Source organism: Actinocorallia herbida, assembly GCF_003751225.1.
Taxonomy (GTDB): Bacteria; Actinomycetota; Actinomycetes; order Streptosporangiales; family Streptosporangiaceae; genus Actinocorallia; species Actinocorallia herbida.
In genome coordinates, this window is record NZ_RJKE01000001.1 from 4,448,157 (window position 1) to 4,472,042 (window position 23,886).

A 23,886-nucleotide genomic window follows, 5' to 3' on the forward strand; every position below is an offset into this window, starting at 1 on the left:
CCGCCGCGGTGTCGGCGTCGGAGTGCCGGGATCAGACGGGTTCTGGGGTCAGGGCTTCGACGGGGGCGGGCGCGGGCCGGCGGTGGGGGCGGGCGGTGATGACGATGAGGGCGGAGACCACGGCGAGGGCGGCGAGGGTGAGGAAGCCGTACTCGTAGCCGGATTCGGTGGGGATGCCGGTCGGCCCGGCGGTACCGGTGACGATGGCGGTGAGGAGGACGGTGCCGAGCGCGCTGCCGATGGTGCGGAGGTTGGCGTTGACGCCGCTGGCGACGCCGGTCTCGGTGGGCGGGACGTTCTGGACGACGACCGTGGTCATCGCGGCGAAGCCGGCGCCCAGGCCGATGCCGAAGAAGGCCGCCGCGGTGCCCAGTTGCCAGGCGTTGTGGTGGAACAGGGCGAGCGAGGCGGTCGGGAGGGCGAGGAGCAGAGCGGCGGCGATCAACTGCCTGCGGGGTTCGACGAACCGGGTGAGCGGGCCGGCGAGGAATCCCATCGCCGCCATGGTGATGAGCATGGGGAGCATGAGCAGGCCGGATTCGCCGACCGTCAGGCCGAGCCCGTAGCCGCTGGAGGCCGGGGTCTGGGCGAAGCGCGGGAAGTAGGCGAAGACGCCGAACATGGCGGCGCCGAAGAAGACCGCGGCGAGGTTCGTCGACCACAGGGCCGGGGCCGCGAGCGTCCGCAGGTCGACGAGCGGGGTGCGCGAGCGCAGTTCGACCAGTGCCCAGGCGGCGACCAGGACGGCGGCGAGGACGAACAGGCCGATGACGGCCGGGGAGCCCCAGCCCCACTGCGCGCCGGAGCTCAGCGGCAGCAGCAGCGCGACGAGCCAGCCCGCGAGCAGGACGGCCGCCGGGACGTTGACGCGTCCACCGGCGCGCGTGGTGGAGTCGGGCACCCAGCGCAGTGTGAGCACGGCGCCGACCAGCATCCCGACGAGCGGGATGAGGAAGAGTCCGCGCCAGCCCAGCGCCGCCGCGAGGGGTCCGGCCAGGACGGTGCCGAGTCCGGCGCCGACCGCGGTGAGCGCGGAGAACGCGCCGATGCCCGCGGGGAGCCTGGCGGCGGGGAAGGTGTCGCGCAGGATGCCGAAGGCCAGCGGGAACATGGCGCCGCCGAGTCCCTGCAGGACACGGGCGGCGAGGAGGACGCCGAGGGTCGGCGCCAGTGCGGCGACGACGCTGCCGACGCCGACGGCGGCCACGGTGACGAGGAAGATCCGGCGTTTTCCGGCGAGGTCGCCGATCCGGCCCAGCAGGGGCGTCGCGACGGCGGCGGTGATCAGCCAGGCGGTGAGGGTCCAGGTGGCGCCCGCGGCGTCGGTGTGCAGGTCCTGCTGGATGACCGGGAGCACGGGCACGAGGAGGCTTTGCAGGGTAGCGAACGTGAGCGCCGTCACCGCGAGTGCGGTGAAGGTACGTGCGGAGTTCATCATGCTCGTTTCGTCACGTGAAGGGTAGAGTGGAGGCATCCTCCGATCGGAGGGTACCTCCGTTTTGCACTATAGCGGAGGACCCCTCCACTTTGTTCCCCTAGGGGAGAATGTCCGTCATGAGCACGAGCGCCTTCGAGAAGATCACGGCCCGCAGACCACGCCGCACCGACGCCCGGCGCAACTACGAGGCCCTGCTCGCCGCCGCCCGCGACGCCTTCGCCGAGCAGGGCACCGAGGCCTCCCTGGAGGGCATCGCCCGCCGGGCCGAAGTCGGAATCGGTACGCTCTACCGCAACTTCCCCACCCGGGACGACCTCATCGAGGCCGTCTACGTGAGCGAGGTGGCGCGGCTGGCCGAGGCGTCCGAACGGCTCCTCAACGCCGAGCCGTGGGACGCCCTGGTCGCCTGGCTCGGCAGCTTCGTGGAGTACGTGGGCACCAAGCACGTGCTGCTCGACGCGCTCAACCGCGACTCCGAGGTCATCCAGAACTGCCGCACCGTCATCCTCGAATCGGGCGAGCCGATCCTCAGCCGCGCCCAGGAGGCCGGCACCGCCCGGTCCGACGCCGACATCCAGGACGTGATCCGCCTGGTCGCGGGCATCGCCGGCGTCGTCTACGAGGACGACGACCAGCGCGACCGCGTCCTCGGCTTCGCCGTCGACGGCCTCCGCCCCCGCTGACCGGCCCGTCCGCCACCCGGTAGGCCCTCGGCGCGGAAGGTCAGGGGGCGAGGGCGAGGACGGCGGGGGTGGTCAGGGCGAGGGGGAGGCCCCAGAAGAGGGCGGCGGCGCCGCCGGTCCAGGCGGCGGCACGCTGCTGGGCGGGAGTGGCGCCCGCGGCGGCGAGGGCGGCGCGGACCTCCGCGTAGTAGGTGGACTTGTCGGGGACCGCCATGGTGATGACGGGCCAGTAGAGGAGGCCGGCGAGGGCCACCACGGCCAGCGCGAGCCAGGGGGCGCCCAGCGCGTCGGCGGCCAGGGCGCCGAGGACCGCGACAGCCAGGTAGGCGAGCCCGGATTCTGCCTGCAGAGCGAGGGCGAGGAGCGCGGCGCGAAGGGTGCTGTCACGCGCGACCGGCAGCAGCGGGCGCCACAGCGCGGTCCGGAACCGGACGCGCTGGGTGTGGCCCCAGATGAGCTGGAACAGCAGGACGAAGACCAGCACCACCGCCATACCCGGCGAACCCCCTCAAAGAGCGGCCACGAGTTCGGCATCATGCCACAGCGGCGGCGCGGGGCGGTTAGAGCCAGTCGCGGCGTTTGAACAGGATATAGAGGGTGACGCAGGTGGCGGCCATGAGGGAGAGGGCGAAGGGGTACCCGACGCGCCAGTGGAGTTCCGGCATGTGGTCGAAGTTCATGCCGTAGACGGTGCCGATGAGCGTCGGGGCGAAGAGGATCGCGGCCCACGAGGAGATCTTCTTGATCTCCTCGTTCTGGGCGGTGTTGGCCAGGGCGAGGTTGCGCATCTCCTCGTTCTGGGCCTGGGTGACCAGCGTCGCGTTGACGGTGAGGATGTCGGTGAGCGCCTGGCGGAAGGTGTCGACGCGTTCGGCGACGATCGTGGCGTGGTCGGCGACGTCCCGCAGGTAGCGCTGGAGCTCCTCGTCGGTGTGGTACTTGGCGAATCCCGCCGACAGGGCCTCCAGCATGCGCAGGAGGGGACGGGTGGCGCGCTGGAACTCGACGACCTCGCGCGACAGCTCGTAGATACGGCGGGAGACGCCCGGTTCGAGGCGGAACACCTCGGTCTCGATCTCGTCGATGTCGTTCTGGAGGCCGGCGACGACGGGCGCGTACCCGTCGACCACGGCGTCCATGACGGCGTAGAGGATGGCCTCCGGGCCCAGCCTGAGCAGGTCGGGGTCGTCCTCCATGCGGCGGCGCACGATGGCGAGGTCGGGCGCCTCGCTGTGCCGGACCGTCACCACGAAGTTCGGCCCGACGAACACGTGCAGCTCGCCGAAGTCGACCTCCTCGTCGGCGTCGTCGTAGCGGGCCGCGCGCAGCACCGCGAACAGGGTGTCGCCGTACCGTTCCAGCTTGGGCCGCTGGTGCGCGACGATCGCGTCCTCGACGGCGAGCTCGTGCAGGCCGAACCGCTCGGCGAGGGTGAGCAGCTGGGACTCGGCGGGCCGGTACAGCCCTATCCAGGCGATGCTCCCCGGCCGCTCCTGGAGGCGCTTGAACGTGTCGGCGAGCGTCGGCGGCGAGTCGATCCGCCTTCCGCCGACGTAGAGGGCGGTGTCGACGAGGCTGTTCTCGACCGGCGGGTGGTCCTCCCCTGCCTCCGGGTCCATGTCCCGCTCAGGCGCCCGCTCGGCCTTGCCTCCCGGGGTCTCCTGGCGTTTGCGCAGCAGCCCGCGCATCCGGTGCTGATCCGCCATCGAACCCCCTCGTCCTCCCCGCGCCCGAGCGCCGACGAGGACTCCGGCGTCCCCCGGACTCCGCCGTCCCGGCGGCCCCAGTCTATGCGGATCGCCCCACCCGGGTTCCTGGCGGGCCCGGACCCGCGGCCGGGATCAGCAGCGCTCCGGGAGCCGGGTGAGGACGTGGGCGGCGTAGTCGGCGAGGAAGGCCAGCGCGGCGTCTTCGGCGACGGGGTCGGGGGTGAGGGTGCGGGAGATGGCTTCGCCGTCGAAGTGGTTGCGGGCCGCGGTGACGAGGAGGGTGAGGACCGCGTCGGGAAGTGCGGCGAGGGCGGGGATCGAGCGGGCGGCCGCGGCGATGTCGGCGTGGAAGCGCTCGGCGATCGGGGCGAGGCCCGCGTGGAGGGCGGGGTCGGTGCGGGCGGCGACCATCAGCTCGAACCAGACGACGTTCTCCGCGGCCCTGTGCCGTTCGCGCATCAGCGCCAGGGCGGCGCGGGCGTCGGCCGGCGGGTCCGCGGCGATCCGTTCGCCGACCACGGCGAGGTGGCGGCGGGCGACCTCCTCGGCCGCCGCGAGCAGGAGGGCGAGGCGCGAGTCGAAGTGGCGGAACAGGCCGCCGCGCGAGACGCCGGAGCGGGCGCAGATCTCGCCCAGGGAGGTGCCCGCGTAGCCCGTCTCGGCGAGGGCCGCGATGGCGGCGTCGACGAGACGGGCCACGGTCGCCTCCTTGCGTTCGCGCTGGGTGCGGCGGCGGGGCGCGTCGGTCTGCATTCAGCCGAGCGTAGCCGCCGGGCCGGGCAGGGTGCGGGGATCGACGGTGCCGACGGTCTCGCCCGCGCGCAGGAACCGGCCCGTCCGGCGGACGCCGAAGTCGGGGCCGAACGCGCCGTCTCCGTACAGTTCGGTGCCCGCGACGAGGACCGCGGCGACCGCCGCGTCGTTCCGGTTGACCATGCGGACGAGGCCGTCGTAGGCGTCGGCCGGGGCCTCGTGGACCTCGTCCAGGCTCGCGTCCAGTCCCGCCGGGTCGACGATGACGAGGTCGGCCCGGTCGCCCTCGCGCAGGAAGCCCGCGTCGATGCCGTACCAGGCGCCGAGTTCGCCGGTGAGCCGGTGCACGGCGCGCTCGATCGTCATGAAGCCCTCGTGGTGGGCCCGGCGGAGCAGCCGGAGCCCGAAGTTGTAGAAGGCCATGTTCCTGAGGTGCGCGCCCGCGTCGGAGAAGCCCATCTGGACCTCCGGCAGGCTGCTCAGCTTGTTCAGCGCGGCGGGGCGGTGGTTGGAGATCGTGGTGTGCCAGCGGACCTCGGGGCCGTGCTCGACGACGAGGTCGAGGAACGCGTCGACGGGGTGGAGGCCCCGCTCGTCGCCGACCTGGCCGAAGGTCCTGCCGACGACGGACGCGTCGGGGCAGGCGACGATGTGGGCGTCGTAGAGATCGCGGTGCCAGACGCGCGGCGTCCACCTGTTCTCGTAGTCGCGGCGGAAGCGGCGGCGGTAGTCCTCGTCCTTGAGGAGGGCGTTGCGCTCGACCTCGTCCTTCAGGTGCAGGGCGGCCGCGCCGGAGCCGAACTCCTCGAAGACGACGAGGTCGATGCCGTCGGCGTGCACCTGGAACGGGACGGGCAGGTGCTGCCACCGGAAGTCCGCGCCGAGCCGGTTGACGAGCCGGGCCAGCGGGCCCATGAGGTGCATCGCCGCGGGGTTGGCCTTGACGTCGGCGGCGGTCAGGAAGCTCGTCTTCAGGGGCTTCTTGCGGCCCCGGCCGATGGATTCGACGAGCGCGGGCACCAGTTCGTACGGGTAGACGAGGTTCGGGATCGACTGGAGCACCCGGCCCGCGCTCCGCACGATCCGGTGCAGTCTGCGGCGCTCCTTCCGGTTCGCGAACGTGGAGGGAAGGGTGCGGGAGCGGTAGCGCTCGCCGTCGAGCTTGTCCCACGGATTGCGCATCTCCGAGAGACCGAGCATGCCGGCCTTGAGGGCGTCCACCAGGAGGAGCTCCATCTTGCGCAGCTCTTCGGCGGTCGGCTGGACCGCCTTGTCCGTCGCCCGGCCGAGGCCCATGACGGCGGCGCGCAGATCGGAGTGGCCGAGGAACGCCGTCACGTTCGGGCCGAGAGGCAGTTCCTCAAGGGCCGCGAGGTATCCGGCGGCGTCGGTCCACCCGCCGCGCTCCTCCAGCGACCGCATGACGTGCTCGCGCGGCACCGCCTCGACCCGGCTGAACAGGTCGGCGGCGTCGAGCGGCCCAACGTGGACCGTCGACAGGGAGCAGGACCCGAACACCACCGTCGTCACCCCGTGCCGCAGGGACTCCCCCAGCCCAGGGCCGAACAGCACTTCCGCGTCGTAGTGCGTGTGGATGTCGATGAAGCCCGGCATCACCCACTTGCCCGCGGCCTCGATGACCCGCGCGCCGTCGCCGTCGAGCGGCTCGGCCGACACCGCGGCCACCCGCCCGTCCTTGATCCCGAGGTCCCGGACGGCCGACGGCCCGCCCGTCCCGTCGAACCACCGTGCGCCTCTGATCACCACGTCATGAGCCATGCCCAAGAGAGAAACCGATCGGTCGCTACATGTCAATGGCCGCGCGCGGTTCCCGTCCGTACCGGGCCCAGTGAATACAGCCCGGTACGCGGGCGCCCCGGCGAAGCCGGGTTCTCAAAGCGCCCGCGTACCGGGCCCAGTGAATACAGCGTCACAGGAGTTCGTAGGACGTCTTGCCCTCGGGGTGGGTCGCGAAGGGCACGAAGTCAGGAACGGTCCGCGCGACGGCGGCGCGCAGCCGGGCGAGGGCGTCCTCCGCCGAGGGAGGGTCGACTTCGAGGAGGGCGAGGAGCCGGGCACGGGTCTCGGGGAAGTCCGGGTCGTCGTCGGCGAACTCCGCTTCGAGCTCGGCCGCCGGGTGCCCGTGCAGGAGGTCGCGCCAGTACGGGTGCGCGGCGACCAGGGCGACGGCTTCCGGCAGGTCCGCGGCGATCAGCGCGGCCTGCCCCTCGGAATCGGCGTAGAGCACGGGCCGTATGGCGCCGTCCGGCCCGCACAGGAAGAACGTGCCGCCGGCCCCGTCGCCCGCGACCGGGGTGAGCGCGAGGCCCGACGGCAGCCGCAGTTCCTCGACGGGATCGCGCCGGGCGAGGTCGAAGTCCGCGGGCCAGGCGAGGAGTTCGGCGAGTTCCGGGGTGGCCTCGATACGGCGGAGCAGGGCGTCGGCGTCAGGCATGCCCCGACCTTAGTGCCCTGCTCCGATCGCCGGCGCGGGCTACTCGGCTCCGCCGCGGGTGAAAATTCCGTGGACGTTCAGCGGACCTGAGGGCAGCCGTTCGCCCACGGCCCAGAGTGCCGTGGACCCGGGGACCCGGGCGAGGCCGAAGGCGAGGACGTCGGTCGGCATCTGCTTCCACTTGCCCGACGGGAGCCGGTGCAGGAGCCGGGTCGTGGTGCCCACGGTGTCGATGTCCCGGTTGGCGGGCTCGGCGGCGACCCACAGCCCGCCGCGGCCGTCTGAGGCGATGTCGTGGACGACCCCCGTGACGGGAATCGGCACCCGGATGCGCTTCCACCGCTCGCCGTTCCAGTGCACAACGTAGGTGCCACCGGTTTCGTCGGCCTTGTACACGTCCGCCGTGACCCAGACGTCCTTCGCGGAGGCGGCCTCCACGTGTTCCATCTCCAGGAAGTCCTTCGCGCCGACGGCGGGGAGCGCACCCACCTTGACGCGCTTCCAGGACTTCCCGGTCCAGCGGGCCAGACCCGGCCCGTTCCCGAAGACGCCGACGGCGTACCTCCCGGAGAAAGCGGTGAGATCCGCCTTCGTCTCGACCTCTTTCCACGTCTTGCCGTTGAACCGCCACTGGAGCAGCGTCTTTCCTCGCGACAGGCCGGTGACGACGACGGCCCCGCCGCCCAGCACCTTGATCGCGGGACCGCCCGACGAACGGGTGCCGGTGTTCCCCTTCCGAACGATCCGCCATTTCTTCCCGTTCCAGCGCAGAACGACGACCTTCGCCCGACCGCTCGGCTCCCGGTCGAACCCGACGGCCCAGCCATTGGTGCGGGCGGCGAAATCGACGTCGGCGAGCGACCCTTCGAACGCGGCGGGCAGCTTCGTCTTCACGAGGCGCTTGCCGTTCCAGTGCCAGACGGGTGCCTGTTCGCCGACGACGACGGCCTCCCCGTAGAACCAGGTGTCGGCCTTCCCGAAGGACTCGACCCGGTCCAAGTCGTAGTCCGGGCTCTCGAGGTGGGTCTTCCAGAACTCGGGTGCGGCCACCGCGGGCGTGGCGGCGAAGGGCGCCGTCAGAACGGCCGGCAGCAGCAGGCAGAGGGTTCGCTTCACGGACGTGCTCCAGGGGGTGGAACGGAGACGCGCGGGTGGCGCGCCCGCCAATGGCGCTCAATGGGGGATTTGCGACTTTAGATGTCCACGGGGCTCCCGCGCCGGGAAACGGTGATCTTTCCGCGGGTGCGCGAGCCGGGCATTCTCACTCCTCGTAGGCGCGGCCGATGCTGGGCATCCGCCTAGCATTGCTGAGCGGATGCCCAGCATGATGGGATGATCGCGGGCTGAGGAGCAGGTGAAGTGCCATTACGATGTTCGCGCAGCGCTCGGAAGATCATCCGGGTCGACGTACGGGAGGTCACGCCATGGCATCGCCGCGCCGGATCGGTGCGCCCGAGGCGAAGAACCGGAGACTTCTCCTCGACGCGGCCGAGCAGTTGCTGCTCGAGGAAGGGCACACCGCGATCAGCTCGCGCAGGGTCGCGGCGAGAGCGAACCTCAAGCCCCAGCTCGTGCATTACTACTTCCGCACGATGGACGAGCTCGTCCTCGCGGTCTTCCGGCGCCGCGCCGACGACGGCCTCGCCGCGCAGGCCGCCGCCCTCGCCTCTCCCCAGCCGCTGTGGGCGCTGTGGCGGTTCAGCACCGACCCGTACGCGGTCGCGATCACCATGGCCTTCGTCGGCCTCGCCAGCCGGCGCGAGGCGGTCCGCGCCGAGATCGCCGCGTACTCCGAGAAGTTCCGCACCGCCCAGACCGCCGCGCTCTCCGACGTGCTCGCCCGTTACGACCTGCCGAGCGACAGGTATCCCCCGAGCGTCATGATCGTGCTGCTGACCGCGGTCTCCCGGGTCGTCCTCATGGAGGAGGCGCTCGGATTCGTCACCGGCCACACCGAGACCCTCGCCATGGTCGAGGACTTCATCCGCGCGCTGGAGGGCGATCCCCTCCCGGAGTACGCGCCGCTGCCCCCGTCCGCGGCCTTTCCCCGCTAGGCCGCGGATCTCCCGTCCTGTACGGTTGGGGCGGTTCAGCTCACCAGGTCGACGCGGCGCAGCCGCAGTACGCTGAGGTAGGTCGCGACGATGAGCAGGCCGACGTAGACGTCGTTCTCGAACCAGCCGAAGACGGTCTGCTGGCGCAGCTCGAACATCTGCGGGTAGACGAAGACGCCGATGACGAGCACCACGACGAGGAAGACCTGCACCGTCCACTGGGCCCAGCGCTTGTCGTTGCGGGACAGGGCGGTCATCCCGAAGCACACCGCGTAGAAGATCCAGGCGAGCGGCGTCCGGACGTTGAAGTCCGGGCTCTCCAGGTCGGCGGCCCACGCGTACCCGGTGTGCACGACGGAGAGGGTGAAGGCCGCGGCGAGGACCGCGAACATCTGACGTGAGTAGGTGGTCCGGCCGGTGGGGGTGGCCGTGAGGGTGGAGGTGGTGCGCATGTCGGTTCCCGTTCTGGATCGTCCGTCGCTGTGGTCTGAGTGTCGATCGCCGCGGTCCCGCCCGACACCCACAGCGGGTCCACACCACAGCCACATCCGGTGCGCCGCGGGATGAGGCCGGCAGGCGCGTTCGCCGCGCATCTCCGCCGCTTCCGCCAGGCCGCGGCGCTCAGCCAGGAGGAACTCGCCGAACGCGCGGGACTGACCGCCAAGGCCGTCGGCTCCCTGGAGCGGGGCGAGCGGCGGCGTCCCTACCCGACGACGGTCCGGGCCCTCGCGGACGCGCTGGGCCTGGCCGACGAGGACCGCCGGATCCTCGCCGAGGCCGCGCAGGGCGGATCTCCCCCACCGGCGCCACCGGAGCCGCGGGCCGCGCCCGTCATCGGCCGCACCGCGTTCCCGGTGCCGCCGACCCCGATCCTGGGCCGCGACAGGGAGCTCGCCGAGGTCGTCGCGCTGCTGCGGACCGGGCCCGCCCGGCTCGTCACGGTGACCGGACCGGGCGGGGTGGGCAAGACGCGGCTGGCGTGGGAGGTCGCCGCGGCGCTGCGCGGGGACGGCGGCGGCGCGGCGGTGGCCGCCGAGCTGGCCTCGGTGCTTTCGGCCGAACTCGTGCTGCCGACCGTCGCCAGGGCGGTCGGGCTGCACGCCGCGACCGGCGACCCCACCGACGCCATCGCGGCGTTCCTCGGCGACCGCGCGCAGGTGGTGGTGCTGGACAACCTCGAGCACGTGCTGGAGATCGCCCCCGGCATCGCCGACCTGCTCGGCCGCTGTCCCGGGCTCGTCATCCTGGCCACCAGCCGCGCGCCGCTGCGCATCCGCGCCGAGCAGGAGTACCCCCTGGCGCCCCTGGGGCTGCCGCGCGAGGCCGACGTGAACGCCGTCGCCTGGTCGGCCGCGGCGCAGCTGTTCGCCGACCGGGCCCGGGCCGTCGCGCCGGACTTCACGATCGACCACCGCAACGCCGCGGCGGTGGCGGCGATCTGCCGTCGGCTCGATGGGCTTCCGCTGGCGCTGGAGCTCGCCGCGTCGCATCTCCGCCACCTCCCGCCCGCGCAGCTCCTCACCCGGCTGGACACCGCACTCGGCACCGCGCGGCTCCGCGACCTGCCGACGCGGCAGCGCACCATGGGCGCGACGCTGGACTGGAGCTACCAGCTGCTCACCGACGCCGAGCAGAGCCTGCTGAGGGCGCTCTCGGTGTTCCGCGGCGGGTTCGACCTCGACGCCGTCGAGGCGGTCGTCGGCGGAACGGGCGTCCTCCCCGCGCTCGACGGCCTGGTCGACCAGTCCCTGGTGGCCCCGCAGGCTCCGGGCCGCTATCGGCTGCTCGAACCCGTCCGCCACTACGCCGCCGCGCTGGCGGACCCCGTGGAGGCGGCGGCCCTGGCGGAGCGGCACGCCCGCTACCACGCCGAGCTCGGCAGGGACGCCAGGGCGGGGCTGCGCGGGGCCGACCAGGGCGCGTGGCTGGACCGGCTGGAGGAGACGCACGCGAACCTCCGCTCGGCGCTGCGCACCCTGATCGCGGCGGGCGACCTGGCCACGGCGGCGCGTCTCGGCGGCGACACCTGGCTGTACTGGGCCCTGCGCGGGCACGCGGGCGAGGGGATCCGGTGGTGGGAGCAGATCCTCGCCCTCGCCGACGAAGGCGGTCTCGACGGGCTCGGCCGGGCCGCGGCGCGCGTCGCCCTGGCCGGACTGCGGCTGGCGACCGGGGACATCGCCGCAGTGCGTGAGATGCCGGACACCGCGGTGGCCGACGCGCGGGCGGGCGGAGACCAAGGCCTGCTGGCCGACGCGCTGATCCTCTGGAGCATGGCGTCGGTGTTCGCCGGAGACCTCGCGGAGGCGGGCTCGCGCGTCGCCGAGCTGTCGGCGCTGGTGGGCCCGCTCGGCGACCCCTGGGCCGCGGCGCACGCCCGGATCGTCGAGGCACAGCTCCTGCTGCTGCGCGGCGAGCCCGGCGCGAGCGTCGCGGCGCTCGACGCCGCGGAGCGGACCGCGCGCGGCGCCGAGCTGGCGTTCACCCTCGCCACGGCCCTGAACATGCAGGCCACGCTGGCGCTGCACGCCGACGACGACGGGGCGGCCCTCCGGCATCTCACCGAGGCCACGCGCCTGGCCGTCGAGGTCCGGACGACGTGGACCCTGGTCTACTCACTGTCCGCGCTCGCCGGGGTGGCGGTCCGCCACGCGGAACCCGCGGTCGCCGCGTCGCTCTTCGCCGCCGCCTCCGCGACCGCCGAGGCGTCGCTGCTCACCGTGGCGTTCCGGCCCGACTCCGACGCGGCCGAGACGCAGCTGGACGCCCTGCGCCGGCGGCTGCCGGAGGAGGAGTTCCGCCGCGCCTGGGAGCACGGCAGAACCCTCCGCACCGATGAGGTGCTCGACCTGGTCGCCCGGATCAGCGTCCGTCGCGGACCCGGCTGACGTACCGCCGGTAGGCGCGGGCGCCCCACGTCCGCAGCAGCAGCCGCACGGGCAGGGGCAGGCCGCCGAGCAGCGCCCTGCGCTCCTCGGGCGTCGCGTCCTCCATGACCATGCCGAACATGATCGGCAGCTCCGCCTTGGTCATCTTGGCGACCCCGGCCTGCCCGATCGACGCCCATTCCTCCTGGGTCAGGCAGCGCGCCGCCAGCGGCAGGACCGACCGCTCCTCCTCGTCGAGGTGCGCCAGAAGCGTGGTGGCGAGTTCGCCCATTAGCACGGCCACCTCCTCGCCCGCCGCCGGACGGGCCTCGGCCTCCCACCGGGCGAGCGCGGGCTCGATCCGGGTGATCAGGGACTCGGCCTCACCGTGCTGCGCCTCCATCCGGCCGATCAGCTCGGCCGACGGCGCGGCCCGCTCCAGGAGCAGCGGCCACAGCAGGTCGTCCTCACTGCCGTGATGGAGGCTCAGCCCGGCGAGCGCGAGCCTGGCGTGCTCGGCGACGACGGCCGCCCTGGCCAGATCGCCGGCCGGAACGGCGCGCAGCAGCTCCGCCAGGATCCGGAACTCGCGACGGAACGCGCGGTGGACCACGACCATGTCGTGGACGTCGATGAGGGCAGGGCCGGAACTCGTGGTGGTGTTCATGGGCCAAGCGTGCGCGCGCCGCCCCCGCCACCAGAACCCACAGCACCCCACCACTGGACCCACACCTGCGCCGCACCCCACGCCGCCCGCGGGGACCGGCGCGCGGCGCCGCGCCGCCCTGCCGGAACCTCGCCCGCCTCCGCTCAGACGGCCGACGGTTCAGGCGCCGGGTGCCCGACCGGTCTCCCAGGCCATCGCGAAGGCGCGAAGCGCGAAGTCGTAGAGCACGCCGGGGCGGCGAACCCGGAAGCAGGGCGAGTTCCGCCCATGCTCCACCTCGGAGTAGAGCGTCAAATAAGCGACCCGGTCGGTCAGGATGATCCGATACAGGGCCGAGGGGTTCGTCGTTGCTACGGGTGAGCGCGACGGTTCCGGGATCGGCAGGCCCGCTGCGCTCTACCGGCGCGGGCCCGCGAGGCTGCTCCAGCCGCCGCTGTTGCGCTCGCCCGACCTCGCGGAGCCCCGGCTCGGTTCGCCGGGGCTCCGCTGAGGGGTCAGTGTCGGGAGAAGGCGGAGTCGAAGGAGGTGGCGGGGGGTTCGATGCGGGTGAGGGAGCGGATGAAGGTGAGGGCGTCGGGGGCGCCCTGGAGGCGGTCCATGCCGGCGTCCTCCCATTCGATGGAGATGGGGCCGGTGTAGGCGATGTGGTTGAGGGCGCGGAAGGCGTCTTCCCAGGGGACGTCGCCGTGGCCGGTGGAGACGAAGTCCCAGCCGCGGCGCGGGTCGCCCCAGGGGAGGTGGGAGCCCAGGCGGCCGTTGCGGCCGTTGCCCGTGCGGCGGCGGGTGTCCTTGCAGTCGACGTGGTAGATCCGGTCGGCGAAGTCGAGGAGGAACCCGACGGGGTCGAGGTCCTGCCAGACGAAGTGGCTCGGGTCCCAGTTGAGGCCGAAGGCGGGGCGGCGGTCGATCGCGTCGAGGGCCTTGACCGTGGTCCAGTAGTCGTAGGCGATCTCGCTGGGGTGGACCTCGTGGGCGAAGCGGACGCCCTCGGCGTCGAACACGTCGAGGATGGGGTGGAAGCGCTCGGCGAAGTCGGCGTAGCCGCGCTCGATCACCTCGTCCGGGACGGGCGGGAACATCGCCACGGTGTGCCAGATCGAGGATCCGGTGAACCCGACGACCGTGTCCACGCCGAGCAGGGCGGCGGCCCGCGCGGTGTCCGCGATCTCCTTCGCCGCCCGCTGACGCACCCCCTCGGCCTCCCCGTCCCCCCAGATGCGCTCGGGGACGATCGCCTTGTGCCGCTCGTCTATCGGGTGGTCGCAGACGGCCTGTCCTACGAGATGGTTCGAGATGGTCCAGACGTTCAGCCCATGCCGCTCGAGAATCTCCCGACGGCCTTTGACGTACCCGGGTTCGGCGAGCGCCCGGTCGACTTCGAAGTGGTCGCCCCAGCAGGCGATCTCCAGCCCGTCGTAGCCCCACCCGGAGGCGAGGCGGCAGACCTCTTCGAACGGCAGGTCGGCCCACTGGCCGGTGAAGAGCGTGACGGGACGCGGCATGACGGGTCTCCTCGCGAAGCTGCGGGGACGTGTGCGTCGACCACGTCACGGGTGGGCGTCCGAACGTGCGGGGCGTGCCACCGCCCGCGTCCGGAACACCGGCATTGTCACCCGACGGGCGCCGCCGGGTCAACGGCCCGCGCCTGGACGGACTGGTCGATCATGTCCGGCGCGAGCACGTGCTCGACGACCATCGCGGCGGCCCCGATGACGCCCGCGCGGTCCCCGAGGCGGCTGGCCCGGATCGTCAGATGCTGGGTGGCCAGCGGCAGCGAGCGGCTGTAGATGGCCTCGCGGACCCCGGCGAGGACGTGCTCGCCCGCGTCCGCGATGTCCCCGCCGATGACGATGACGGACGGGTTGAAGAAGTTGACGATCGCGGCCATGACCCCGCCGACCTCGCGGCCGGCCTGCCGGATGAGCCGGGCCGCGCGGGTGTCCCCTGCGCGCAGCAGCGCGACGACGTCGCGGCTGCCGTCGGCGGCCACGCCCTGCGCGCGCAACTCCGCCGCCATCGACGCCCCGCTCGCGACCGCTTCGAGGCAGCCGATGTTCCCGCACCGGCACACCGCGTCGCCGGCCGAGCCGCCATCGGCCAGGACGGCTCGGATGTGCCCGACGTCGCCCGCCGCGCCCTGCGCGCCCCGGTGCAGCCTCCGCCCGGAGATGATGCCGCAGCCGATGCCGGTGCCGATCTTGATGAAGATGAGATGGTCGGTGTCCTGCCCGACGGTCCAGTGCTCGCCGAGCGCCATGATGTTCACGTCGTTGTCGACGAGCACGGGCGCGCCGAGCCGTTCGCCCAGCCATTCGGGGACGGGGAAGCCGTCCCAGCCGGGCATGATCGGCGGGTTGGCGGGCCGTCCGGTGCCGTGGTCGACGGGTCCGGGGAGGCCGACGCCGACGCCGCACACCTGCGCGAGCTCGCGGCCGAGCCCGGCGAGCAGCGTCTCGAACTCGGCGACGACCCTGCCGAGGGTGTCGCGCGGTCCCCGGTCGACGTGCAGTTCGACGGCGCGTTCCGCGAGCACGGACATGCCCAGGTCGAGGACCGCGAGCCGGGCGTGGGTCGCGCCGAGGTCGGCGGTGAGGACGACCCGGACCGACTCGTTGAACACGAACGCCGCGGCGGGTCTGCCGCCGGAGGAGATGGCGTCCTCGGTCGCCACCACCCAGCCGTCCTGCATCAGCGCGTCGAGCCGCTGCGACACCGTCGAGCGGGCGAGCCCGGTGAGCTGGGCGAGTTCGGCGCGGGTGCGGGCCCGGCCGTCCCGGAGGATCGCGAGCAGCGCCCCCGCTCCGGCGATCTGGGGATCCTGTGGCATGACCGCCATGTTATCGCGGCCAGCCTCGGACTTTCGTTGACAAGAATCATAAGTTCTCTCTATCGTCCCGAAACATGGAGGACATAAGCAGTCCAATCCTCGTAATGACCGGCATCGTCAAGCAGTTTCCCGGGGTCCGCGCCCTCGACGGCGTCGATCTTGCGGTACTTCCCGGCGAGGTCCACTGCCTGCTCGGGCAGAACGGCGCGGGCAAGTCCACGCTCATCAAGACCCTCGCGGGCGCCCACCAGCCCGACGAGGGGACGATCCGGCTCGGCGGCGCGGAGGTCAGGCTGCCGACGCCCGTCGCGGCGCTCCGGCGCGGCATCGCGACCCTCTACCAGGAGCTCGACCTCGTGGACGGGCTGAGCGTCGCCGACAACGTCTTCCTCGGGCACGAGAAGTCCCGGCTCGGGTTCGTGCGCACCGGCGACGCCCGGCGCGCCGCCTCGGCGCTGCTCGCCCGGCTCGGGCACGGTGAGGTCTCCCCCGCCGCCGAAGTCGGGTCGCTGTCCCCGGCGGGCAAGCAGGTCGTCTCGATGGCCCGCGCGCTCTCCCACGACGCCCGCGTCATCGTCATGGACGAACCGTCGGCCGCCCTCGCCCACGACGAGGTCGCGAACCTCTTCCGGATCATCGGCGAGCTGACCGCGCAGGGCGTCGCCGTCGTCTACATCTCGCACCGGCTCGAGGAGATCCGCGAGATCGGCGACCGCGTCACCGTGCTCAAGGACGGCAGGACCGTGGCGTCCGGGCTGCCCGCGCGCGGCACGCCCACCCGCGAGATCGTCGCGCTGATGACGGGCCGGGACATGGCCGAGGTCTTCCCCGAACGCCCCGTGCCGGGCTCGCACGACGGCCGGCCCGAGGTCCTGCGCGTCGAGGAGCTGACGGTCCCCGGCGTCGTCTCTGACGTGTCGTTCACCGTCCGGGCCGGGGAGATCGTCGGCCTCGCCGGGCTCGTCGGCTCGGGCAGGTCGGAGATCCTGGAAGCCGTCTACGGCGCCCGTCCGTCCGGCGGGAAGGTGCTGCTCGACGGGAAGCCGGTGCGCGGGATCGGCGCGGCGGTGGCGCGCGGGATCGGGCTCGCCCCCGAGGAGCGCAAGGCACAGGCCCTCCTTCTGGACGAGAGCGTCACCCGGAACATCACGCTGAGCGGGCTCGGCCGCTATGCCAGGTTCGGCTGGCTCGACCGCCGCCGGGAGCGCGCCGAGGCCGTCGCCCAGATCGACGCGCTCGGCCTCCGCCCCGCCGACCCGGACCGTCCGATCCGCACCCTTTCCGGCGGCAACCAGCAGAAGGCCGTGCTCGCCCGCTGGCTCCTGGACCGCCGCAGGCTCCTCCTGCTGGACGAGCCCACCCGGGGCGTCGACGTCGGCGCGCGGGCCGATCTCTACGCCGTCATCCGCGCCCTCGCCGACGACGGGATCGGCGTCCTGCTCGTCTCCAGTGAACTACCCGAGGTCCTCGGCCTCGCCGACCGCGTCGTCGTCCTGCGCGAGGGCAGAGCGGTGCGCACCGCCCCCGCGGCCGACCTCGACGAACACCGCGTCCTCGACATGATCATGGAAGGAAGCGCGCTGTGAAGGGCTCCCCCACCCTCGCCGCCCCGAAGGCCCTCGCCGTCTCCCTCACGGGCCTCCGCGCCGGACGCCGCCACCTCGGCCTGCTCGCGGCGCTCGCGCTGCTCGCCCTCGTCGGGCTGCTCACCCGGCCCGACTCCTTCGCCACCTCGGCCAATCTCGTGAGCGTCCTCGCGCTCGCCTCGACGATCGGCGTCATCACCGTCGGGATGACGTTCGTCATCATCGGCGGCGGCATCGACCTGTCGGTCGGCGCGGTGATGGCGCTCGCCTCGGTGTGGGCGACGACCCTGGCGACCCAGTCGTACGGGCCGGTCGTCATGGCGGTCTGCGCGATCCTCGTCGGAACCGGGGCCGGGGCCGTCAGCGGGCTGCTCGTCGCCTACGGGCGGATGGTCCCGTTCATCGCGACGCTGGCGATGATGGTCGCCGCGAGCGGGCTCGCGCAGCGGCTGTCGGACCGCAAGACCCAGCTCGTCAAGCCCGAGAACGACGCGATCGTGGCGCTGTCGATCGAGCGGTTCCTCGGGCTGCCGATCCTCGTCTACGTCTTCGCCGCGGTCGTCGCGGCGGGCTGGGTGCTGCTCAACCGCACCACGTTCGGCCGCCGCACCTACGCGGTCGGCGGCAACCCCGAGGCGGCGCGGCTCGCCGGGATCGACGTGCGGCGGCACACGCTGCTGCTGTACGCGCTGTCCGGGTTCTGCTGCGGCGTCGCCGCGCTCCTCATCATGGCCCGCACGACGACGGGCTCCTCTACCCACGGCAACCTCTACGAACTCGACGCCATCGCCGCGGTCATCATCGGCGGCACCCTGCTCACCGGGGGCCGCGGCACCATCATCGGCTCGATCCTCGGGCTGCTGATCTTCACCGTCATCACGAATCTCTTCATCCTCAACGGGCTCAACACCAGCGACCAGCTCGTCGCCAAGGGCCTGATCATCGTCGCCGCGGTGCTGCTCCAGCGCCGCAGCCTCCCCGGCACCACGTGACCTCCTTCCCCTCCCCCCACCCATCAGCAAGGAGAACCATGTCCAAGCTAGGACGCCGCGGCTTCCTGTTCAGCGGGGCGGTCGTGGGCACCGCCGCCCTCGCCACCGCCTGCACCGGCAACGACCCCGAGGCCTCCGCGCCCGCGGCCCCCGCCGCCGCCGCGACGGGCGCCAACGACGAGCCGGGCGCGAAGGTCGTCATCGGCTTCTCCGCGCCCGCCGCCGACCACGGCTGGATCGCGGCCATCGCCAAGAACGCCGAGGCCACCGCCGGCCAGTACTCCGACGTGGAGTTCAAGGCGGTCGAGCCGACCAACGACATCAACACCCAGATCGCCGCCGTCGAGTCGCTCATCGCGGCGAAGGTGAACGCGCTCGTGCTGCTGCCGAACGACGGCCAGCAGCTCAACCAGATCGCGCGCAAGGCCAGCGACGCGGGCATCCCCGTCGTCAACCTCGACCGGATCTTCCCCGACAAGCTCTCCTACCGGACGTGGATCGGCGGCGACAACTACGGCATGGGCGTCGCGGCCGGGCACTACGTCGGCGCGAAGCTCAAGGAGAAGGGCGTCGCGAAGCCCGTCATCCTGGAGATCCAGGGCATCGCGACGCTCCCGCTCACCCAGGACCGGTCGAAGGGCTTCGCCGACGCGCTCAAGACCTACGGGTTCACCGTCACCGCCCAGCAGGCCGCGCAGTTCACCGTGCAGTCCGGCAACGAGGTCACCGGCAACCTGCTCCAGGCGCACAAGAAGATCGACGCGATCTGGAACCACGATGACGATCAGGGCGTCGGCGTCCTCGCGGCCATCAAGGAGGCGGGCCGCACCGAGTTCTTCCTCGTGGGCGGCGCCGGGTCGGCCAACGCGATGCGGGAGATCCAGTCGGGCTCCAGCGTGCTGGAGGCGACCGTCACCTACAGCCCGACGATGGCGTCGTCGGCCGTGAAGCTCGCCAGGCTCATCGCGCAGGGCAAGGGCATGAGCGACCTCGTCGAGCACCAGGTGCCGCAGTCGATCACGCTGGCCTCGGAGACCATCACCAAGGACAACGTGGACACCTACCTGCCGCTCGGCTTCGAATCCTGAGCCGGTTCGCATCCGGAGAAGAAAGGGACCACACGTGACCGACGACAGGCCCACGCTCGGGGTCGGCATGGTCGGGTACGCCTTCATGGGCCGCGTCCACGCGCAGGCGTGGCGCAGCGTCGGGGCGTTCTTCGACCTGCCGGTGCGGGCTTCGATGACGGTCCTCGCGGGGCGGTCGCGGCGCGTCGAGCGCGCCGCGGCCGACCTCGGCTGGGCGCACGCGGTGACCGACTGGCGCGACCTCGTCGCACGCGACGACGTGCACATCGTGGACATCTGCGCGCCCGGCGACGCGCACGCCGAGATCGCCCTCGCGGCGCTCGCGGCGGGCAAGCACGTGCTGTGCGAGAAGCCGCTGGCCAACACCGTCGCCGAGGCCGAGGAGATGGCCGAGGCGGCGCAGCAGGCCGAGGCGCACGGGGTGCTCAGCATGGTCGGGTTCAACTACCGGCGGGTCCCGGCCGTCGCGTACGCGCGGCGGCTCGTCGCCTCGGGACGGCTGGGCTCGATCCGGCACGTGCGCGCGACGTACCTTCAGGACTGGATCGTCGATCCCGCCCATCCGCTGGTCTGGCGGCTGGACCGGGCGCGGGCCGGGTCGGGGGCGCTCGGCGACATCGGCGCGCACATCATCGACCTGGCCCAGTTCGTCACGGGAGAGGCGGTCACGGGGGTCTCGGCGCTCACCGAGACCTTCGTCAAGGAACGCCCGCTCGCCGACGGTCCGGGCAGCGGGCCCGTCACGGTCGACGACGCCGCGGTGTTCCTCGCCCGGATGTCCGGAGGGGCGCTGGCGACGTTCGAGGCGACCCGGTTCGCCGCGGGCCGGAAGAACGCGCTGCGCCTGGAGATCAACGGATCCCTCGGCAGCCTCGCCTTCGACTTCGAAAGGCTCAACGAACTCGAGTTCCACGACCACACCCTTCCGCCGGAGGAAGCCGGGTTCCGGCGCATCCTCGCGACGGAGCCGGGCCACCCGTACGCCGCGGCCTGGTGGCCGCCAGGGCACGGACTCGGCTACGAGCACACGTTCACCCACGAGATCCGCGACTTCCTGGACTGCGTCGCCGCCGGGAAACCGCCCAGCCCGTCCTTCGCCGACGGGCTCCAGGTCCAGCGCGTCCTGGCCGCCGTCGAAGCGAGCGCGGCGGCCTCCAGCGTCTGGACACCGATCCCCACCTGACCCCACCCGACCCCGCCGTCCGGCCCGGTGACGGGCTCCCCGGCGAAGCGGGGCTCCCCAAGAGCCCGTCCACCGGGCCCCTGAACACAGCCCGGTGACGGGCTCCCCGGCGAAGCCGGGCTCTCAAGAGCCCGTCCACCGGGCCCCTGAACACAGCCCGGTGACGGGCTCCCCGGCGAAGCCGGGCTCTCAAGAGCCCGACACCGGGTCCAGTGAGTACGGGCGGGACCCGGGTCCCCGTGCGGCCGTCGCGTCGAGACGCCGCGCGGGGAGTGCCACCCCGGATCCCGCCCGGACCACCGGACGTTCCGGTACGTCACGGGAGCAGTCAGTTGACCGATGTACCGCGCTGCCCGATCTCCTAGCGTCATGGCATGACACCAGCCATGACGACCGCACCGCCACCGCGTCGCCTGGCCGTCCGGGCCCGGCTGCTCCCACGGGTCGAGGGGCTGCGCCTGGCCGCGTGCAACCAGGGTCTCTCGCCCGGACTCGACCTCAGCGGGGACTGGTGCCTCGTGCAGCCGCTCGAAGGCGGCGACGTGGTCCTGTCGGTGGGCGACGTCGTCGGCCACGGTCTGCCCGCGACCGCCGCCATGCTCGCGCTGCGGCACGCCCTCGCCGGGTTCGCCGCCGCGGGGCACCCGCCCGCGACCGTCCTCCGCCTCCTCAACGACGCGGTGTGCGCCCGGCACCCCGACGTCACCGCGACCGCGGTCGTCGCCCGCTTCCGTCCGTCGACCGGCACCGTGACGTGGGCCAGGGCCGGGCATCCCCCGATCCTGCTCACCGACGCCTCGGGCGCCCGTCCCCTGCCCGCGCCCGACGGCCTCCTCCTGGGCGCCTTCCCCGACCAGCGCTACGACCAGCGGGCTCTCCGCCTCCCGCCCGGCGCGACCCTCTGCCTCTACACCGACGGCATGGTCGAGCGCCCCCACGGCATCGAGCAGGGCATCGCGGCCCTCCGCGCCCGTCTGGCCGCCGCGCCCCGCGCTCCGGAGGCCGCGCTCGCCGCCCTCGACTTCACCGACCGGCGGGACGACGCGTGCGTCCTCCTCGCCCAGCGCACCTCCCCCGCCCGTCCGCTCGGCCGTGCCCTGCCCTTCCGGAGCCCCTTCCTTTCCTGAGCGCGGCGGCGCGGCGGCGCCGCTTCGGGGGCTCGGCGCAAGACGATCGAACGAAGCGACGGGTTTCGCCGTCTCCATTGTCGGGGCGTTCCCGGGCGGGGGTCCGGGCGTCCCAGAGCGCTGGGGAACGCCGTGCTCCGGCGTGCCGTATCGGCAACGGACTTTGCTGGACCGGGAGGTCAAGGGTGGGTGAGCGCGGGCTGCGCGACGACTACGACGTGGTGGTCGTCGGCGGGGGCGAGGCGGGCCTGAGCGGGGCGTTGACGCTCGCGCGGGCACGCCGGTCGGTCCTCGTGTACGACGTGGGGGGCGGCCGCGACGCGACGATGGTGGTCGAGGTGCGCAGGCACGGGGGCAGGGTCGTGCAGGGCGAGGTGGCCGCGGTCGGCCGGCGCCTCGGCCGCTTCTCCGTGCTGCTCGCGGACGGACGGCGGGTCTCGGCGCGCCGGGTGCTCGTGGCGACGGGCGCGGAGGACGAACTGCCCTCGATCGACGGGCTCGCCGCGCGGTGGGGGCGCGACGCCGTCGACTGCCCCTACCGGCACGGCTGGGCGGTGCGCGACACGGCGATCGGGGTGCTCGGCGAGGGGCCGGAAGGCGTAGGCCGGGCGCTGCTGTGGCGGCAGTGGAGCGCCGACGTCGCCCTGTTCACCGGGACCGGGAAACCGTCCGCCGAGGACACCGAGCGGCTCGCCGCACGCGGGATCACGCTCGTCGACGGCAGGGTCACCGCGATCGAGGCGGCCGACCGCGTCACCGGGGTCCGGCTCGACGACGGGACGGTGATCCCGCGCGACGTCGTCGCCGTCGACCCGCGCAAGGCCGCACGCGCGGGGTTCCTCGCCGCGGTCGGCCTCCGCCCCGTCGAGCACCCCGACGGCCACGGCACCTTCCTGCCGAGCGGCCTCGCGGGCCACACCCGCGCTCCCGGGGTCTGGGCCGCCGGCGACGTCACCGACCCGGCCTCCCCCCTCGCCGCCGCCCGCGCTCAGGGCGCCCTCGCCGCGACCGCGATCAACGCCGATCTCGTCGCCGAGGAGACCGCTGAGGCGGTCCTCTTCGCCCAGGGCCCGTTCTCCGCGGCCGTGGAAGCCCGGATCTGCGCGAACCGCGCCGACCGCCACCACGGTCTCTAACGCCGTCACGACGCCCCGGTCAGGGTGTTCTTGTAGATGCGGCCGTCTTTGACGATCACCGCGAGGCCCGTCTCAGGGGTGGCGAACATGGCGAGGTCGCGGGTGGGATCGCCCTCCACGATGAGGAGGTCGGCCCAGGCGCCGGGTTCGATGACGCCGAGGCGCGCCTCCTTGTAGGGGTCGCGTTCGCCGGAGAGGCGGAACAACTCGGCGTTTCCGGAGGTCGCCATCCGGAGCGCCTCGACCGGGGTGAATCCGAAATGCCCGGACAGGCGGGTGAACATCTCGCCCTGCCTTGCGGCGGTCTGCGGGTCGAGCAGGAGATCCGTACCGAAGGCCAGTTTCGTCCCAGACGCCCGGGCCCACTCGAAGGTCCGGGCGACGCCCTCGCACACCTGCTTGTGCTTGGCGAGCGCGGCCGGGTCGTAGCGGGCGTCGTCGCTCTCGACGAACGGCTGGGTGCTGAGCCACACGTCGTGCTCGGCGAGCAGCTCGACCGTCTCGCGGCTCCCGGCGAGATGACCGTGCTCGATCGACTTGATCCCGGCGGCGACCGCGCGGCGGATGCCCGTGTCGTTGTAGACGTGCGCCGCCACGTAGGTGCCCCAGTCGGCGGCGGCCTCGACGGCGGCGCGCAGTTCGTCCTCGGTGAACTGCACGACGTCGAGCGGGTCGTAGTACGAGGTCACGCCGCCCCCCGCCATCACCTTGATCTGGGTCGCGCCGCGCTTGAGCTGCTCCCGGACCGCCGCGAGCACCCTGTCCCGGCCGTCGGCGACGCGCATGAACCCGATCCCCTCCGCGCGTGAAGGCCGCCCGCAGAAGACCGTCGCGTCGTCGTGCGCCCCGGAGAAGTCGCCGTGCCCCGCCGTCTGGGAGAGCGCCGCCTGGCTCGGGTAGATGCGCGGTCCGGGGAAGGCCCCGGCGTCGAGGACCTGCCTGAGCGCGCTGACGTCCCCGGCCATATCGCGGACCGTGGTGAACCCCCGCATCAGCATCCGCCCGGCCTCGGCGAGCGCGCTGTAGTACCCGACCCCGTCGCCCCCGAACAGCAGCCCCTGCATCGAACTCGCCGCCGCGAACAGATGGACGTGCGCGTCGGTGAGCCCCGGCATCAGCACCCGCCCGCCCCCCGCGATTCGCAAGGGCTCGGTCGCGCTCACCCGCGCGACGATCTTCCGGCCCTCGACGCACACCTCCCGCGGTTCGCTCAGCCCCTCTCCCACCCCGTCGAACACCCGCACGTCCTCGAAGACGATCGCGTCGGACCCCACCGCGCCCTCACTCCCCGCGGATGCCCCCATCCGCCCTTCCCCTCCTC

General features: G+C 73.0%; 22 protein-coding genes. 10 read left to right on the plus strand and 12 right to left on the minus strand.

Annotation, left to right across the window (positions count from 1 at the left end; genetic code table 11):
• Positions 1-31: 31 nt before the first annotated feature.
• On the minus strand, positions 32-1,435 hold the full coding sequence (locus tag EDD29_RS20585) for an MFS transporter (RefSeq protein WP_211359812.1): 1,404 nt from the start codon (positions 1,433-1,435) through the stop codon (positions 32-34).
• A gap of 119 nt (positions 1,436-1,554) precedes the next feature.
• Here EDD29_RS20585 and EDD29_RS20590 point away from each other — a divergent pair, with 119 nt between their 5' ends.
• A complete protein-coding gene (locus EDD29_RS20590) occupies positions 1,555-2,121 on the plus strand; it encodes a TetR/AcrR family transcriptional regulator (RefSeq protein WP_123670592.1) in 567 nt (188 codons plus the stop codon).
• A gap of 40 nt (positions 2,122-2,161) precedes the next feature.
• Here the strand turns inward: EDD29_RS20590 and EDD29_RS20595 are convergent, their stop codons facing one another.
• From EDD29_RS20595 to EDD29_RS20620, 6 genes are all read right to left on the minus strand, one after another.
• A complete protein-coding gene (locus EDD29_RS20595) occupies positions 2,162-2,614 on the minus strand; it encodes a hypothetical protein (protein WP_123665980.1) in 453 nt (150 codons plus the stop codon).
• Positions 2,615-2,681: 67 nt separating this feature from the next.
• Entirely contained in the window at positions 2,682-3,827 is a 1,146-nt protein-coding gene (locus tag EDD29_RS20600) for a magnesium and cobalt transport protein CorA (protein WP_123665981.1), read from the minus strand.
• A 135-nt stretch (positions 3,828-3,962) separates the two neighbouring features.
• Positions 3,963-4,583 carry a TetR/AcrR family transcriptional regulator gene (locus tag EDD29_RS20605; protein WP_123665982.1) on the minus strand — a complete coding sequence of 207 codons (621 nt, stop codon included), beginning with the start codon at positions 4,581-4,583 and terminating at the stop codon, positions 3,963-3,965.
• A complete protein-coding gene (locus tag EDD29_RS20610; protein WP_123665983.1) occupies positions 4,584-6,362 on the minus strand; it encodes an N-acyl-D-amino-acid deacylase family protein in 1,779 nt (592 codons plus the stop codon).
• Positions 6,363-6,513: 151 nt separating this feature from the next.
• Positions 6,514-7,038: a hypothetical protein gene (locus EDD29_RS20615; RefSeq protein ID WP_123665984.1), complete on the minus strand. Its 525-nt coding sequence runs from the start codon at positions 7,036-7,038 to the stop codon at positions 6,514-6,516.
• 39 nt (positions 7,039-7,077) lie between these two features.
• Entirely contained in the window at positions 7,078-8,154 is a 1,077-nt protein-coding gene (locus EDD29_RS20620; protein ID WP_123665985.1) for a hypothetical protein, read from the minus strand.
• 308 nt (positions 8,155-8,462) lie between these two features.
• Here EDD29_RS20620 and EDD29_RS20625 point away from each other — a divergent pair, with 308 nt between their 5' ends.
• On the plus strand, positions 8,463-9,092 hold the full coding sequence (locus EDD29_RS20625) for a TetR family transcriptional regulator (protein ID WP_123665986.1): 630 nt from the start codon (positions 8,463-8,465) through the stop codon (positions 9,090-9,092).
• A gap of 35 nt (positions 9,093-9,127) precedes the next feature.
• On the opposite strand, the gene EDD29_RS20630 is transcribed toward EDD29_RS20625, so the two are convergent.
• Positions 9,128-9,544, minus strand: coding sequence for a hypothetical protein (locus tag EDD29_RS20630; RefSeq protein WP_123665987.1), 417 nt, complete (start codon positions 9,542-9,544; stop codon positions 9,128-9,130).
• Positions 9,545-9,655: 111 nt separating this feature from the next.
• On the opposite strand from EDD29_RS20630, the gene EDD29_RS20635 reads away from it, so the two are divergent.
• The gene (locus EDD29_RS20635) at positions 9,656-11,980 is read left to right on the plus strand and encodes an ATP-binding protein (protein WP_123665988.1); all 2,325 of its coding nucleotides are present in this window, start codon (positions 9,656-9,658) and stop codon (positions 11,978-11,980) included.
• On the opposite strand, the gene EDD29_RS20640 is transcribed toward EDD29_RS20635, so the two are convergent.
• Entirely contained in the window at positions 11,955-12,626 is a 672-nt protein-coding gene (locus EDD29_RS20640; RefSeq protein ID WP_123665989.1) for a hemerythrin domain-containing protein, read from the minus strand. The genes EDD29_RS20635 and EDD29_RS20640 overlap by 26 nt on opposite strands.
• Before the next feature lie 316 nt (positions 12,627-12,942).
• On the opposite strand from EDD29_RS20640, the gene EDD29_RS45535 reads away from it, so the two are divergent.
• Positions 12,943-13,116: a hypothetical protein gene (locus EDD29_RS45535; RefSeq protein WP_170201483.1), complete on the plus strand. Its 174-nt coding sequence runs from the start codon at positions 12,943-12,945 to the stop codon at positions 13,114-13,116.
• A gap of 4 nt (positions 13,117-13,120) precedes the next feature.
• Here the strand turns inward: EDD29_RS45535 and EDD29_RS20645 are convergent, their stop codons facing one another.
• Together EDD29_RS20645 and EDD29_RS20650 are read right to left on the minus strand one after the other, a co-directional pair.
• Positions 13,121-14,128: a sugar phosphate isomerase/epimerase family protein gene (locus tag EDD29_RS20645; protein WP_123665990.1), complete on the minus strand. Its 1,008-nt coding sequence runs from the start codon at positions 14,126-14,128 to the stop codon at positions 13,121-13,123.
• 107 nt (positions 14,129-14,235) lie between these two features.
• Complete coding sequence (locus tag EDD29_RS20650; RefSeq protein WP_246052883.1) at positions 14,236-15,453, minus strand: ROK family transcriptional regulator; 1,218 nt, start codon at positions 15,451-15,453, stop codon at positions 14,236-14,238.
• Positions 15,454-15,557: 104 nt separating this feature from the next.
• On the opposite strand from EDD29_RS20650, the gene EDD29_RS20655 reads away from it, so the two are divergent.
• The 6 genes from EDD29_RS20655 (at position 15,558) to EDD29_RS20680 (ending at position 22,565) form a co-directional block, all read left to right on the plus strand.
• Positions 15,558-17,039 (plus strand): sugar ABC transporter ATP-binding protein, encoded by a 1,482-nt coding sequence (locus tag EDD29_RS20655; protein ID WP_246052884.1) that lies wholly within the window; start codon positions 15,558-15,560, stop codon positions 17,037-17,039.
• Positions 17,036-18,031 (plus strand): ABC transporter permease, encoded by a 996-nt coding sequence (locus EDD29_RS20660; RefSeq protein WP_123665993.1) that lies wholly within the window; start codon positions 17,036-17,038, stop codon positions 18,029-18,031. Before EDD29_RS20655 ends, EDD29_RS20660 begins: the two co-directional genes overlap by 4 nt.
• Positions 18,032-18,069: 38 nt before the next feature.
• Positions 18,070-19,119 carry an ABC transporter substrate-binding protein gene (locus EDD29_RS20665; protein WP_123665994.1) on the plus strand — a complete coding sequence of 350 codons (1,050 nt, stop codon included), beginning with the start codon at positions 18,070-18,072 and terminating at the stop codon, positions 19,117-19,119.
• Positions 19,120-19,153: 34 nt separating this feature from the next.
• Positions 19,154-20,302, plus strand: a complete 1,149-nt coding sequence (locus EDD29_RS20670; protein ID WP_246052886.1) for a Gfo/Idh/MocA family protein — start codon at positions 19,154-19,156, stop codon at positions 20,300-20,302.
• 374 nt (positions 20,303-20,676) lie between these two features.
• On the plus strand, positions 20,677-21,429 hold the full coding sequence (locus tag EDD29_RS20675; RefSeq protein WP_123665995.1) for a PP2C family protein-serine/threonine phosphatase: 753 nt from the start codon (positions 20,677-20,679) through the stop codon (positions 21,427-21,429).
• A gap of 185 nt (positions 21,430-21,614) precedes the next feature.
• Positions 21,615-22,565: an NAD(P)/FAD-dependent oxidoreductase gene (locus EDD29_RS20680; RefSeq protein WP_123665996.1), complete on the plus strand. Its 951-nt coding sequence runs from the start codon at positions 21,615-21,617 to the stop codon at positions 22,563-22,565.
• A 5-nt stretch (positions 22,566-22,570) separates the two neighbouring features.
• Here the strand turns inward: EDD29_RS20680 and EDD29_RS20685 are convergent, their stop codons facing one another.
• Complete coding sequence (locus tag EDD29_RS20685) at positions 22,571-23,869, minus strand: metal-dependent hydrolase family protein (RefSeq protein ID WP_123665997.1); 1,299 nt, start codon at positions 23,867-23,869, stop codon at positions 22,571-22,573.
• Positions 23,870-23,886: the final 17 nt, after the last annotated feature.